14 protein-coding genes and 1 tRNA gene are annotated in these 15,015 nt (G+C 31.2%); all 15 read left to right on the top strand.

All coding sequences use genetic code 11. From position 1 onward, the window contains the following. Positions 1-29: 29 nt before the first annotated feature. The gene (gene rnmV, locus B5D14_RS06510) at positions 30-578 is read left to right on the top strand and encodes a ribonuclease M5 (protein ID WP_342585674.1); all 549 of its coding nucleotides are present in this window, start codon (positions 30-32) and stop codon (positions 576-578) included. A gap of 88 nt (positions 579-666) precedes the next feature. Beyond that, complete coding sequence (locus B5D14_RS06505; RefSeq protein WP_078711787.1) at positions 667-2,217, top strand: GGDEF domain-containing protein; 1,551 nt, start codon at positions 667-669, stop codon at positions 2,215-2,217. A gap of 102 nt (positions 2,218-2,319) precedes the next feature. Continuing rightward, positions 2,320-3,174: a 16S rRNA (adenine(1518)-N(6)/adenine(1519)-N(6))-dimethyltransferase RsmA gene (gene rsmA, locus B5D14_RS06500; protein ID WP_078711786.1), complete on the top strand. Its 855-nt coding sequence runs from the start codon at positions 2,320-2,322 to the stop codon at positions 3,172-3,174. Continuing rightward, positions 3,171-4,049: a 4-(cytidine 5'-diphospho)-2-C-methyl-D-erythritol kinase gene (gene ispE, locus B5D14_RS06495; protein WP_078711785.1), complete on the top strand. Its 879-nt coding sequence runs from the start codon at positions 3,171-3,173 to the stop codon at positions 4,047-4,049. Before rsmA ends, ispE begins: the two co-directional genes overlap by 4 nt. Positions 4,050-4,104: 55 nt before the next feature. Next, positions 4,105-5,463: a bifunctional UDP-N-acetylglucosamine diphosphorylase/glucosamine-1-phosphate N-acetyltransferase GlmU gene (gene glmU / locus B5D14_RS06490; RefSeq protein WP_078711784.1), complete on the top strand. Its 1,359-nt coding sequence runs from the start codon at positions 4,105-4,107 to the stop codon at positions 5,461-5,463. A 16-nt stretch (positions 5,464-5,479) separates the two neighbouring features. Beyond that, entirely contained in the window at positions 5,480-6,442 is a 963-nt protein-coding gene (locus B5D14_RS06485; protein ID WP_078711858.1) for a ribose-phosphate pyrophosphokinase, read from the top strand. Between the two features lie 224 nt (positions 6,443-6,666). Next, complete coding sequence (locus B5D14_RS06480; RefSeq protein WP_078711783.1) at positions 6,667-7,680, top strand: YeiH family protein; 1,014 nt, start codon at positions 6,667-6,669, stop codon at positions 7,678-7,680. A 109-nt stretch (positions 7,681-7,789) separates the two neighbouring features. Further along, a complete protein-coding gene (locus B5D14_RS06475; protein ID WP_159443747.1) occupies positions 7,790-8,506 on the top strand; it encodes a TVP38/TMEM64 family protein in 717 nt (238 codons plus the stop codon). After that, the gene (locus B5D14_RS06470; protein ID WP_078711781.1) at positions 8,475-9,344 is read left to right on the top strand and encodes a glycosyltransferase family 2 protein; all 870 of its coding nucleotides are present in this window, start codon (positions 8,475-8,477) and stop codon (positions 9,342-9,344) included. Before B5D14_RS06475 ends, B5D14_RS06470 begins: the two co-directional genes overlap by 32 nt. Positions 9,345-9,393: 49 nt before the next feature. Further along, positions 9,394-10,098, top strand: a complete 705-nt coding sequence (locus tag B5D14_RS06465) for a response regulator transcription factor (RefSeq protein ID WP_078711780.1) — start codon at positions 9,394-9,396, stop codon at positions 10,096-10,098. A 3-nt stretch (positions 10,099-10,101) separates the two neighbouring features. Next, positions 10,102-12,291, top strand: a complete 2,190-nt coding sequence (locus B5D14_RS12320) for a sensor histidine kinase (protein WP_078711779.1) — start codon at positions 10,102-10,104, stop codon at positions 12,289-12,291. Between the two features lie 96 nt (positions 12,292-12,387). After that, the gene (locus B5D14_RS06455) at positions 12,388-13,089 is read left to right on the top strand and encodes a pirin family protein (RefSeq protein ID WP_078711778.1); all 702 of its coding nucleotides are present in this window, start codon (positions 12,388-12,390) and stop codon (positions 13,087-13,089) included. 53 nt (positions 13,090-13,142) lie between these two features. After that, positions 13,143-13,215, top strand: a tRNA-Glu gene (locus tag B5D14_RS06450). Positions 13,216-13,317: 102 nt separating this feature from the next. Further along, on the top strand, positions 13,318-14,415 hold the full coding sequence (locus tag B5D14_RS06445; protein WP_078711777.1) for an ABC transporter ATP-binding protein: 1,098 nt from the start codon (positions 13,318-13,320) through the stop codon (positions 14,413-14,415). Further along, positions 14,415-15,005 (top strand): GNAT family N-acetyltransferase, encoded by a 591-nt coding sequence (locus B5D14_RS06440; RefSeq protein WP_078711776.1) that lies wholly within the window; start codon positions 14,415-14,417, stop codon positions 15,003-15,005. Before B5D14_RS06445 ends, B5D14_RS06440 begins: the two co-directional genes overlap by 1 nt. Positions 15,006-15,015 lie beyond the last annotated feature (10 nt).

Below are 15,015 nucleotides of genomic sequence, written 5' to 3'. Positions count from 1 at the left end.
ATTCTCCTTTTTGATGTATAATGAAGTTGGTGATAAAGTTGAAAATCAAAGAAGTAATTGTAGTTGAAGGTAAAAATGATACAAATGTCCTTCAATCATATTTTGAGTGCGATACAATTGAAACTCATGGGACACACCTGAGTGAAAAAACGTTGGAATTAATTGCTCAAGTAAATCAATCACGAGGAGTGATTATTTTTACAGATCCAGATTATCCAGGGACAATGATTAGAAATAAGATTAATGAGAAGGTAAAAGGATGCAAAAATGCATTTATCGATAAAGAAAAATCAAAAACAACTAAAAAAGTGGGTGTAGAGCACGCAAACAAGAAAGACTTGGAAGAAGCTCTTTCGAATTGTGTGACATTTGATGAAGAAAAGACATCAGATTTAACAATATCAGATTTACTTGAATACGGTCTGATAAGTACAAGTGAGAGTAAAATAAGAAGAAAAAAAGTAACTGATTATTTGAAAGTAGGAGAGTCCAACGCGAAAACATTATATAAAAGATTAATTTTACTTGGGTATACTCGATGTCAATTCGAAGAATTAATGAAAAATCTATTTGGATAGAGATGAATTTGTGACTATAGTCGAGAATATTGATATAAAATTCACATAAAAATGTTATAATGGATAAAATAAAAGGACAGGAAAAGATATGAAATTTCAAAGTGAAAAAGAATACAATGAAATTATAAAAATCTTAGATTTTCAGTTGCTTGAAATGGATGACAAGAAAATTGCAGCCTTGAACCATTTAAAAGAGTTAGCTGAAAAAAATAATGATTCGTACATTTATGCTGCCTATTATTTTTATCATGCATTAAGTTATCCAATTGATGAAAGAATTGAGATTACTGAAAAATCATTACGACTTGCTGAAACAAGTGGTAATGTTTATATTCAAGTAAAATCATATAACTGTTTAGGAATTGACTACTCAGAAAAAGCAGACTATATAAAAAGTCTTCAAAACTATTTAAAAGCTTATTATTTGGCTACAAAATATGAAGAATATGATTTAGATTGGGTAGTGCTAAATAATATTGGGAATCTATTTGTGTGGATAGAAGATTATGAGAGTGGAGTTTCTTTCATTGAATCTGCCTACAACAAGTACATGTCAAAAAAAGACAAAGAACCATTAATGGTGATGCAACTCATGATTAATCTAATTGAACTTCATTCTTTTGCCCATCACTTTGATAAAGTAGATTATTGGACAAGTTTAGAAGACAATTTCTTTGAATATGAAGGAAAAGAAATTGTAGAATGCATGATCCAAATGAATACAATTGTAAAGAAACAAGATGTATTTACGACGGATGAACTAGTAAATGAAATTGAAAGATTCACTAATAAATGTGAATCCATTGATGACTTTATCTATATTTTTAGAATGGCAATTAAGATATTGGAAATTGCAGTTGAAAAAGCAGATGAAAAAGCATGTAGGCATTTAATAAAAATGATGCACGAGAAGCGTAATAAAAGTGAAATAGCTACATTTGATTTAGAATTTGACTCTGTACTTTGCCTCTTTGACTTTAAGTATGAAAATAAAACAGTCGATGAAAACTTTTCGAATTATTATAGAAATAGCAAAAAAGCGTTTATGATGCTAAGAAATACTTATAGTAAAAGTTTATTAGTTCAAATTGAATTGGAAGAAGAAAAAGAAACACACAAAGATACGGCTGAAGAAAAAATATTGCTTCAAAAGAAACTTGAAATAGATCCTTTTACTGAAATCTACAACAAAATTTATGTGGAAAACAAAATAAGCGAAGATTTATTGAAAAATTCAAAAGCTGGTCATCAAGTATTATTTGTCATTGATATTGATTATTTCAAACGTGTAAATGATGAGTTAGGGCATGATGTAGGAGATAGTATTTTGTTAGGTGTTGCAGATGTCTTAAGAAAATACAAACAAGAAAACTATATCGTTGGAAGATATGGTGGAGATGAGTTCATCCTTTATATTAAAAATGCAGAATCTAATGGAATGGTGAAGGAGATTGCAAACAAACTTTTAAAGGAAACAAAAGCAATAAAGACTTCGATTGTGGATATGCCGCACATTACCTTTAGTATCGGTATTGCGGTAAATAACGGTGAGCAAAAATTTGATCCATTATTCAAACGAGCAGATGAAGCTTTGTATCAAAGTAAAAAGAACGGAAGAAATCAATTCACAATAGTTTAAAACGGACTAAGGAGAAGATGAAAATCACTCCTTTTCTTTTGGGTGTAGATTGTATAATTTGGTGTAATAAGCTATGATATTACTGCAAAGTGAGGAGTCAAAATGAACAAACCCATTGCTAGTGTTGCAAGAACAAATGAAATATTAAAGAAGTTTGACTTGTATGCGAAAAAAGGATATGGTCAAAATTTTATTATAGAGCCAGGTATTGTAAGGAAAATAGCAGAGAATGCTCAAGGAGATAATCAATGTATTATTGAGATTGGTCCTGGAATTGGAGCGTTGACTGAACAATTAGCTCTTCGTGCAAAACGAGTAATTGCCTATGAAATTGATGATCGCTTAATCGATGTGTTAGCTTATTCGTTAAGTGAGTACAATAATGTTGAGATTATACATGAAGATTTCTTGCAAATGGATTTTGATCAACTTATAAAGGAATTAAAGAAACAATATGAGAAAATAGTTGTTTGTGCTAATCTTCCTTACTATATTACAACGCCAATCTTGTTTAAGATATTCGAAAGCAAAGAGGAAGTTGATTGTATAACTGTCATGGTACAAAAAGAAGTTGCGGACCGGTTTTGTGCAAACAAATCAACAAAAGATTATAATGCATTGAGTGTTATAACCCAGTATTTATATGATGCAAAAACGATTATGAAAATACCACGAACAATCTTCAATCCAAAACCAAATATTGATTCTGCAGTTGTGCAATTTAATAAGAAGAGTGAAAAGAATACAGTTGATAATGAAGCAGCATTCTTTGAATTTGTTAAGGGATGTTTTAAACAAAGAAGAAAAACTCTTTATAATAATTTAAAAGAATTAGGGAAACAACCAGAGGTTATCAAGAAATGCATTGATGATGCAGGACTAAGTGAAACAATTCGTGCTGAGGCATGTGATTTAGATAAATTTATTGAATTATACAATTTGTGGAGAGAGTTATGAAAGAAAGAGCTTACGCAAAAATAAATCTTTGTTTAGATGTTGTACGTAAAAGAGATGATGGATATCATGAACTAAATATGATTATGGTACCACTTGATTTTTATGATGTATTGGATATAGAAATTGCTGATGAAATGTCATTAAGTAGCAATGCGGGTTATTTGCCAATGAATGAAAAGAACTCAATAATTAAAGCGATTGAAGTATTACGTGAGGAATATGGATTTAAAGAAAATTTCAAAATAGATTTGATGAAACACATACCAACGCAAGGTGGTCTTGCAGGAGGTAGTGCGGATGGAGCTGCAACAATTCGATTGCTAAAGCGATTATTGAACCTCCAAATGAATCAATCAAAAATGATAGAACTTGCTAAAAAAGTAGGAGCAGATGTTCCTTTCTGTTGTATCAATAAGCCATCCCTTGTATCAGGAATTGGTGAAGTGTTGGAACCATTTGAATTCAATACGGATTTCTATGTGCTTCTTGTTAAACCATTTAAGGGTGTGTCAACAAAGGTGGCATTTGAAAGTTTAGATTTCAGTACAGCTATACATCCTGACTGTGTAAAAATGATAAGTGCTTTAATGAATCAAGATTATGAAGGAATAGTAAATTCCTTGGGAAATACATTAGAACAACCAGCATTCAAAATGGTACCTTCAATTGCGAAGATAAAACAAGAGTTATTGGAACTTGGTATGGATGGGGCATTAATGTCAGGTAGTGGTTCTACTGTATTTGCTTTGTCAAAAAATGAACAACTAGTAAAAGAGGTTGCACGAAAAATGAAAGTGAATTCAAATTTTGTGCGTATTACCAAAATTCTTGCAAAAAATAACAAAAGTTTACCAAACATAAGTAAAAAAGTGTAAATTGACTTTTTTTATAGTGTCTTTTTGAGTAGAATATAAGGGTGGAGGAACGACTATGAGACAAGCAATTATTATGGCGGCTGGTAAAGGGACAAGAATGATGTCTGAATTACCTAAAGTAATGCACAAGGTTTGCCAAAAGACAATGGTTGAACACCTAATTGATCAATCAAAATTAGCTGGTGCAACACGTGTTGTAACAGTTGTTGGATATGGCCATGAAGTCATTGAAGAAGCAATGAAGGGTAAAACAGACTTTGCATTACAAGAACCTCAACTTGGAACAGGGCATGCAGTTATGCAAGCAAAGCAATGTGCAAGTGAAGATGGAGAAACACTCGTTATTAATGGAGATTGTCCTTGTTTAACAAATGAAACTTTATCTACATTGGCATTAGAATTAAAAGACAATACAAAAATGGTAATCTTAACAGCAATTTTAGATGATCCATCTGCATATGGAAGAGTTATTCGTGATGAGAATGGATATGTAACTAAAATTGTAGAGTTTAAAGATTGTACAGAAGAAGAAAAGAAAATAAAAGAAATTAATACAGGTATTTATGCGTTTGATAATAAAACATTGTTTTCAAATCTTACAGAGATTCAAAATAACAATGCTCAAAGCGAATATTATATTACAGATTTAGTAGCAATACTAAATAATAAAGGAATTAAAGTGAGTGCTGTTGTAGCTACTGATAATGATGAAGTTGCAGGAGTTAATGATAAAGTAGAACTAGCTTATGCTAATCATACAATGCAACAAAGAATTAATAGTAATTGGATGAGAAAAGGTGTTACACTTATTAATCCTGATGCAACTTATATTGGAGCAGAGGTAGAAATAGAAGCAGATACAACAATTTATCCAAATGTTTACCTAGAAGGAAAAACTAAGATTGCTAAAGGAACTGTGATTCTACCAAATAGTTTCCTTGTTGATGCAAGAATTGGAGAAAGATGTACGATTGATAGTTCAAGAATCACTGATAGTGAAGTTAAAGATGATTGTACAGTAGGGCCATATGCTCACTTACGTATGCATACGGTAGTTGATAGTAAAAATAGAATTGGCAACTTTGTAGAATTTAAAAATACAAATTTCGGCTATGATAGCCGTTGTGCTCATTTAACTTATATCGGAGATAGCGATATAGGAAGTAAAGTTAATATTGGATGTGGTGTTGTAACTGTCAATTATGATGGTAAGAATAAATTCAGAACTGTTGTAAAAGATGGAGCATTTATAGGAAGTAATGTAAATTTGATTGCACCTGTAACTGTAGGTGAGAATGCGGTAGTTGCAGCAGGATCAACCGCAACAAAAGATGTGCCTGATGGTGATATGGCAATCGCAAGATGTCGCCAAGAAAACAAACCAGGGTATGGAACAAAATACAAAAACAAATAAGAGGGTGGAAAAGAAAATGAATGAGACGATTGTATTTGCATTAACATCAAGTGTTGAATTAGCCAATGAAATAGTTGATCATTTAGGATTACCTTTGGGTAAGATAAGTGTTAAACATTTTGCTGATGGTGAGATTCTTGTTGAACCAGAGGAGACCGTTCGTGGAAGATCAGTATATATTGTTCAATCTACATGTGCTCCAGTAACAGAAAGATTAATGGAAGTTTTAATTTGTATTGATGCTTGTAAAAGAGCAAGTGCTGGAGAAATCAATGTGGTAATGCCTTATTATGGGTATGCACGTCAAGACCGCAAAGCAAGAGCTCGCCAACCTATAACATCTAAATTGGTAGCAGATTTACTACAAACTGCAGGAGCTAATCGATTAATTACAATCGACCTACATGCTTCTCAAATTCAAGGTTTCTTCAATGTTCCAATTGATGATTTAACAGCAGTACCAATGATTGGACAATACTTTAAGTCAAAAGCATTAGATGATGTTGTTGTTGTATCACCAGATCATGGGGGAACAACTCGTGCTAGAAAACTAGCAGATGCATTAGGTGCACCACTTGCAATCGTAGATAAACGTAGACCAAAACCAAATGTTGCTGAAGCAATGAATGTAATTGGTGAGGTTGAAGGTAAAACTGTAATCGTCATTGATGATATCGTTGATACTGCTGGAAGTTTGGTAGCGAGTATTAACATCTTGGTTGATAAAGGTGCAAAAGATGTATATTGTGCATGTACACATGGAGTTCTTTCAGGACCTGCAATTGAACGTATTGAAAATTCACCAATACGTGAACTAGTTATTACAAATACAATTCCATTATCAAATGAACAAAAAGCAAGTACAAAGAAAATCACATCGCTATCAGTAGGATATATGATTTCAAAAACAATCGAAGCAATCGAAACACATTCACCTGTATCTGATGTATATAATTTATTTAATCCTAAAAATGATTAATTAGATAAATTTGTAACGATTAATAAAGAATGAAGGAAGACTATGGAAGTTAAATAGTCTTCCTTTTGTATTGGACACTTTGATATTAAATTTGATAAATTAAAAGAATAGATAAAATAAATATTTTACGATAATCATTGTCAAAATACGAAAAAATGTATATTATAGATTTAATTAAAAAATAAGTTGGGGATTTGTTATCACATTTTAAGGGGGGAAAAGAAATGGATAAAAAATACGGGGTTCTTTGTTGTTTGATCTTGGCAATCATTGCAACAGGTTTATCAAAGGTTCAAAGTGTTATTAGTGGTCCAATGATTGGATTAATCTTAGGAATGATTATGATGAATATTTTTTCATTTAAATCTGAATTTCTTGAAGGAGCTAAATATTGTGCAAAAAGGATATTAAATCTATCCATCATATTTGTTGGGGCAACATTGAATTTAAAACAAATCATTGGGTATGGTGGTAAAGCAGTTCCACTATTAATAATTAACATTCTTATTGCCTTTGCAGTTGCACGATATTTTGGTAAGAAAAAAGGTATATCACGAAATACATATTTGATGATTGGTGGTGGGACTAGTATTTGTGGGGGTAGTGCAATTGCTACAATCGCATCAATCATAAAAGCAAAAGAACAAGAAATAGCGTATGCAATGGCTGCAATCTTCTTCTTTGATTTATTGGCTGCAGTAGCATATCCATATCTTGCAACAATACTAAGCTTAACACCAGAGCAGTTCGGAGTTTTTGCGGGAGCTTCAATTAATGACACATCAAGTGTTGCGGCTGCAGAAGCTACATACAATGTTCTTCATGGCTTAGATATCAGTAATGCGTTAACAGTTAAACTAACAAGAACGACATTACTCTTGCTTGTTTCACTTGGTTTATCATTTGTTCAATCAAAAAGCGAAAAAGAAACAGGATCATCATTAAAATTAACTAAGGTATTACCACCATTTATTTTGATGTTTATTGTTGCATCACTACTAAATACATTTGGTGTCTTTGAACTTGCTAGTGAAACAATGTTTAATAGCAAAAGCTACTTACCATCATTAATTAAAGATTTAAGTAAATTCCTTATGACGATTGCATTGTGTGGAGTGGGTTTCAAAATCAAATTCAATACAATATTCCAAGAAGGAAAACAAGCGGTGATTCTTGGAGGTATTACATGGGTTTCGTTATTTGTTTCGACATTAATTGCAGTAAAATTATTCTTCTAAAAGCCTTTATTAAAGGCTTTTTTCTTTTTTCTTAAGGAAACCTTTAGAAATAGATAAACTATTTCTTTATTTTTGACTTGTATCATTTAATCATCAAGAGGTGATGGAAATGCAAGAGAAAGTATTCAAGATATTAAAGATAGTATCAATCATAGGTGGTTTATTCTTTCTAGTTGTAATGGGATTTGCTTTGTATGCATTCTTTACTTCTATTGCAAATGACCCGCAACATTTCAAAACATGGTTAGAACAATTTGGTTGGTTTGGTAAAGTTGTCTTAGTTATCATGATGTGTTTGCAAGTCCTTGTTGCGTTTCTTCCAGGGGAGATTATTGAACTAGGGGCTGGAGTTGCTTATGGAACATTTGAAGGCATGGTACTTTGTTTAATAGGTGCAGCACTAGGAAGTTATATTATATTAATTCTTGTTAAAAAATTCGGAATTAAAATGGTTGAATACTTCATGCCAAAAGAAAAAATAACACAATTATCATTCTTACAAGATGAAAAGAAAATGAATAAGTTAGTCTTCTTGATTTTCTTTATTCCAGGAACTCCCAAAGATTTCATTACTTATTTTGCAGGACTTACTTCAGTTAAAATTTGGAATTTCATAGGACTAACAACAATTGCGAGAATACCTTCAGTAGTAACATCAACAATCGCAGGAGATTATCTAATGCAACAAGATTTCTGGATGGTTGCAGGAATCTATGCAATTACATTTCTATTTAGTATAGTAGGTTGGTTTGTATATAGAAATATTGTTAAAAAAGGAAAAGGAGAAATTAAAGATGAAAGTCAGTATATTAATTCCAGCATATAATTCACAAGATACAATCTACACAAGCATTCGCTCAGCAATTAAACAAACATATAAAGATTTAGAAGTCATTGTTGTCGATGATGGTTCAACAGATAATACGAAAGTACGTTTAAATCAATATGCAAAGCATTACAATAATCAGTTAAGAGTAATTCAAGCAAGTCATATGGGTGTATCAGCTGCTAGGAATCGTCTTCTTTATGAAGCAAGAGGTGAATATGTTTTCTTCCTCGATGCAGATGACTTCATCAGTCCTGAAACAATTGAATCCATGATGAAAGTTGTTGAAAAGACAAGTGCTGAAGTAGTAGTTTGTGGTAATGATCTCCAAGGAGTGTTTGGTATAAAAAATTGTGTTCACTCACAAATTTGTCCAAATCGAAGAGAAGTACTAAAATATTTATTGAAGGATAGAAGTGTTCGAAATTATGCATGGGGAAAACTTATGAAAAAAGAACTTTGGAATCAAGTAGAATTTCCAATAAATAAAGTATTTGAGGATATCGCAACAGTTCATAAGGTATTAATTAAAAGTAAGAAAACGGTAATTATTCCTTCGATTTATTATCATTATAATGTTGCATCAACTGGTAGTATTACTTATGGTCTAAAACCAGAAATATTGAATGATATGATGGAGGCATGTAGAATTCAAGCTGAAAATATACTTGAATTTGATCCAACACTTAAACCAGAAGTAAATAGAATGTTACTTAGAAACAAAGTCATTGCAGCGATGAGTTTACTTAAAAATTATCAGTTTAACAAAGAAGCATTACGTAAAATATTTGAAATTCAACCAAGAATCTTTCATCAAGATATGAAAATTCATCGGTAACAGAATCATAAAGAGTGTAGTATACTAGACATATTATGGGGGCAAGAATATGGGAAATCAGACAATTTTAGTTGTTGAAGATGATATCGAAATTGGTAATGCAATTGAGATATATCTAAAAAATCAAAATTATGAGGTACTTCGTGCTTACAATGGTAAAGAAGGATTGGATGTCATTAGCAAAAACAAGATTCATTTAGCTATCGTTGATATGATGATGCCGGAGATGGATGGTTTAACTATGATTATGAAATTAAGGGAGAGCAATGATTTTCCGGTTTTGATTTTATCTGCTAAATCGGAAGATTTAGATAAGATTACAGGTTTAAATATGGGGGCAGATGATTATATTACAAAACCTTTTAAACCGATGGAATTACTGGCTCGAGTAAATTCGCAATTGCGAAGATACAATCGATTTTTAGAAAAAATCAATGAACAAGATGATTCAAATACTACTTATGTGGTAGGTGGTCTTGAAGTTAATGAAGACACAAAAGAAGTGAAAATTGATGGAGAGATAGTGAAGTGTACACCCATTGAATTTAAAATACTATTACTTCTTATAAAAAATCCTGGAAGAGTATATAGTTTGGAAAGTATTTATGAACTTGTCTGGAATGAAGAAGCAATTGCGACAGATACAGTAATGGTACATATTAGAAATATAAGAGAAAAAATAGAAATCGATTCAAAGAACCCAAGATATCTAAAAGTTGTATGGGGAGTTGGATACAAGATAGAAAAGGAGTAGGGAATGATTAAATTTGAAAAAATTTGGAAACAAATAATTTTACTCGCAATCTCATTCGCTATTCTATTAATACTTTGTGTATCAGGAATTGGATTATATAGAAGAAATTTAGCTGGAACAGATTTTAAGGATGTATTCAGACAAAATGCTCACCTTGAATCGCTCATAAATGATGTAACACTAAAATTATTTGCAGAAAATGAAATATTCAAAACGAATAAATCAGATTATATTGATATTTTCATCAATGAGAGTAGTGATATAACTAAAGAAGAAAAAGAAATTTTAGAAACCTATTTAAGAAGAAATTATATAGATTATTTAGGTGATATTTATAATTTAGATGCAGTCTTTATTGATAACACGACAAATAAACAAATCTATTTTAATAAAGGTTCAATGATTGCACACGATTTAGGAAGTGTGAATGCTAATGATGTTAAATTTTGGTATCGCGTAGATTTTGATTCTAAAGGAAATCAAACAATTTCAAGTTTAGATTCAAAAGTAGTTTATAACAATAATCCGATTACTAGAGTAGTGATGGATTTAAAATATGCGTATGGTAATCAAACAAATAATGACACATCGGGGTATTCATCATCTATGAGTGATGATAATTCAACCATGCTAATTGAGGATAGGTTACCTCAATCCGATTTAAAAATTCCACAAATTAAGGACTGTACGATTATCTTTTCTATTCCAAGTACATTTGGAGAATACGATTCAATTACCAGTATTATTGAAAATTATTCTGGTGGATTACCTTATTATCAAATCGAAAGTTTATATATCATGAGCATGTTTGTGTTCACTATCTTAGCATTCTTCGTTTCATTTAACCAAGTAAGAGCTACACATTATGGTGAAGTATTGGATAAAACTTGGTGGGAAATACGCTTGGTAATTGTTGCGGTAATCTTTTTGATTTGTATTGCAATCCCATTTGATATTTTTAGTGGACTTGCCTATTCTTTGTCAACATATACCAAGGGTAGTGCAATCTTTGAAATATTAATTCAATCATTAACGCAATTTGGTGTCCTTGTATTTGAATATATTGGAATCATAATAAGTGTTTACTGGTTTAAATCTATTTTCAAAGATGGATGGAAAGTTAACATAAAGAAGTTTAAAACAAAATCATTAATTGTTAGTTTCTTGCAAATATGTAGAAACTGGATGCTAAGTCTAGTAACTATTAAATTATCAAAAGATGCTTATATTAAGCTTGCAGGAATCCTTGTATTAAATGTATTGTTACTTAGTGGATTGATTCTAATCTTTGGTTATTGGTTTGGATCAATTATTTATTCCATTGCATTAGCTTTCTGTGCAATTTACTTCATGAAAGAAATTCAAAAAAATTATCAAAAATTGCTAGAATGTACTCAACGCTTATCTAATGGAGATCTATCAACTGAAATCGAAGAAAATCTAGGAGCATTTGAACCATTAAAGAATGAGTTGGAAAATATTCGTATTGGATTTAAAGTGGCTATTGATGAAGAAACAAAGAGTCAAAAAATGAAAACGGAATTAATATCCAATGTATCACATGATTTAAAGACACCTTTGACCTCGATGATTTCATACATCGATTTGCTAAAGAAAGAAAAAGATGCTAAAAAGAAAAAAGAATACTTAGAAACAGTAGAAAGAAATTCACTTCGATTAAAACATTTAATTGAAGACTTGTTTGAAGTTAGTAAAGCAAACAGCGGTGATATAAAACTTGAAGTCATGGATGTTGATATAGTATCTCTTGTGAATCAAACATTGTTTGAATGTAGACCACAAATTGATAAAGCAAACATTAAATTCAAAACAACATACTCTCGCGATAAAATCATCTTGAAGCTTGATGCACATAAAACATATCGCATCATTGAAAATGTAATTACAAATGCTTATAAGTATTCGGTTGAGGGTACACGCGTATATATTGATATTGTGGAAAATGAATACGATGTTATTTTCTCGATAAGAAATGTATCGGTAGAAGAAATTATGTTTGATCCAAATGATTTAGTTGAGCGATTTGTACGTGGGGATAAATCAAGAAATTCTGATGGTTCAGGATTAGGTCTTGCGATTGCTAAAGGTTTCGCAGAAGCACAAAATGGTAAGTTCAATATTGAAACAGATGGAGATTATTTTAAAGTCATTGTTAGGTTTGTTAAAGACTAATAAGTAAGGAATTGCAAAAAATGCGATTCCTTTTTCTTTGGGCATATGTCTGGTAATATTTAAAATATGAAATATAACTAAAGTAGGAGGTTAAATATGATAAAAATTATTAATCACAAACAAATGGGAAAAAGTGAACGAGGTTGGTTGCATAGTATCTTTCATTTCTCATTTGCAGAATATTATAATCCAAAGAATATACACTTTGGAGTTATCCGAGTAATCAACGATGATATTATTGATGCTCAAAGCGGATTTCCTACACATCCTCATCAAAATATGGAAATCATTAGCTATGTTGTCAAAGGAACATTAAGTCATCAAGATAGCATGGGAAATATGAAAGAATTGACTAGAGGCCAAGTTCAATATATGAGTGCTGGTAAAGGTGTAACACATAGCGAATATAACTTAAAAGATGATCCATTACGAATACTACAAATTTGGATATTACCAGATAAAGAAGGGTATGAACCAAACTATGGTGATTATAACTTTAATTGGGATGAACGCGTAGGGAAATGGTTGGAAATTGTATCAAGTACAAAAGGAAATGCTCCAATCAAAATTCATCAAGATATCAATGTCTTTGTTACAGAATTGAAAGAAGGAGAATCAATAAGTTATAAACTTGAGGAAGGACGTCAAGCATATCTTGTTCAAATAGAAGGACAAGGCAGCATCAATGGTGTTTTAATCGATGAAAAAGATGGTGTAGAAATCCAAGATGAATCCATGATTACATTAAAGGCAATTACTCAATCACATACTATTTTATTTGATATGAGAGAAAATTAATCAAATTAGGTATTGAAAGCTTTTAAGAAAGGAATATACTAAAAGAGTAATCTGCTCCCATCTTCTAATCGGTTAGGAAACGCGGTTCTCATCCGTGAAACAGGGGTTCGAATCCCCTTGGGAGTAGGATTTAAAATTAAAAGAAAGCATTGCCATATTGGTAATGCTTTTATAATTATTGAAGTGAGTGTGGTAAAATAGTACTAAGAATTACAGTTGGAGGATACTATGTCATCATTACAATTAAGAAATATAAACAAAACATATCCTAATCATATTGAGGCAATAAAAGACTTCAACTTGGAACTAGGTGACAAAGAATTTTTAATTTTAGTTGGGCCTTCAGGATGTGGGAAAACCACAGTTTTAAGAATGATTGCAGGTCTAGAGCAAGTGACGTCTGGAGAATTAATTTTGGATGGACAATGTATCAATGAACTAGAACCAAAAGATCGTAATCTATCAATGGTATTTCAAAGTAATGCATTGTTTCCTCATATGACTGTTTTTGATAATATTGCTTTTGGTTTAAAGTATAAAGGTTATACTCAACAACAAATTAGTGAAGAAGTGTTCAGAGTAGCGAAAATATTAGAACTAGAAAATCAATTAAAAAGAAAGCCAGGAGAATTATCTGGGGGTCAAAATCAACGTGTTTCAATAGGAAGAGCGATTGTACGAAATCCTAAGATATTACTTATGGATGAACCATTGAGTAGTTTGGATGCAAAATTAAGAGTACAAATGCGAGTAGAAATATCGAAATTACACAAGCGTCTCGAAAATACAATTGTATATGTAACACATGATCAAACAGAAGCACTAACTCTTGGTACTAGAGTAGTAGTTATGAAAGATGGGCTTATCCAACAGGTAGGAACGCCAAAAGAAATTTATCAAAACCCGAGTAATCTATTTGTAGCAGGTTTTATTGGAAATTATCCAATGAATTTTCTTGATGCGGAAGTAAAAAGTGATGGAATTAGTATTTTCTTAACAGTGAATCAAAGTAGAATACAATTAATTAAAGAACAAGAAAATGTCTTGCGTAATTATGTAGGAAAGAAAATTACAATTGGTATAAGACCAGAAGCACTATTTATTAATGATAATAACTTAACAGAGTGTAATAAGCTAATTGGAACAGTTTCATTATATGAACTAATAGGTGCAGAAGCTTATCTCTATGTGGATTGTAATGGAAATACAATTACAATCCGTGTAAATGCATCAGATGAAATCCAAACTAATAAAAAGATTGATTTGCATTTTGAAAGTGCATCACTTCATATGTTTGACAAGGATACAGAAGAAAGGATTGGATAATGATTGAAAATAATACACCAACAATTGAAACAAAAAGATGTATACTTAGAAAGTTTACATTAGATGATGTGGATGATTTCTATGAGTTGATGAGTAATGAGAGAGTAAATAAATACATACCATTATTACCATTTAAATCAAAAGATGAAGCAAAAGAATTTCTAATAAAAAGTCATATTGAGAAATACAATAATGTATCAAGTTATCGCTATGCAGTATGTGTAAAAGATATTAATAAGGTAATTGGTTATGTCGGTCTAAGTCAAAGTGAGTGTAATGATTTTGGATATGCAATCCATGAAGACTATTGGCATCAAGGATATGCAAGTGAAGTATGTGAAGCAGTACTTAAACAGCTAAAACAGGACGGAATAGAATATATAACTGCAACTCATGATGTAAATAATCCAAATAGTGGAAAAGTAATGAAAAAACTAGGTATGCAATATAAATATTCGTATCACGAAATATGGCAACCTAAAAATTTCATGGTCACATTCCGTATGTATCAACTAAACTTTATAGATAATGACTTCACATATATGGGATATTGGAATAAATATGATCACTTGATTGAAGATGTTGAGTAAATCAATTGCA

It is taken from the genome of Anaerorhabdus furcosa, from assembly GCF_900167375.1.
In the GTDB taxonomy this organism is placed as follows: Bacteria; Bacillota_I; Bacilli_A; order Erysipelotrichales; family Erysipelotrichaceae; genus Anaerorhabdus; species Anaerorhabdus furcosa.
The sequence above is the reverse complement of the archived record's forward strand: the minus strand, read 5'-3'. Positions and strand labels throughout refer to the sequence as shown.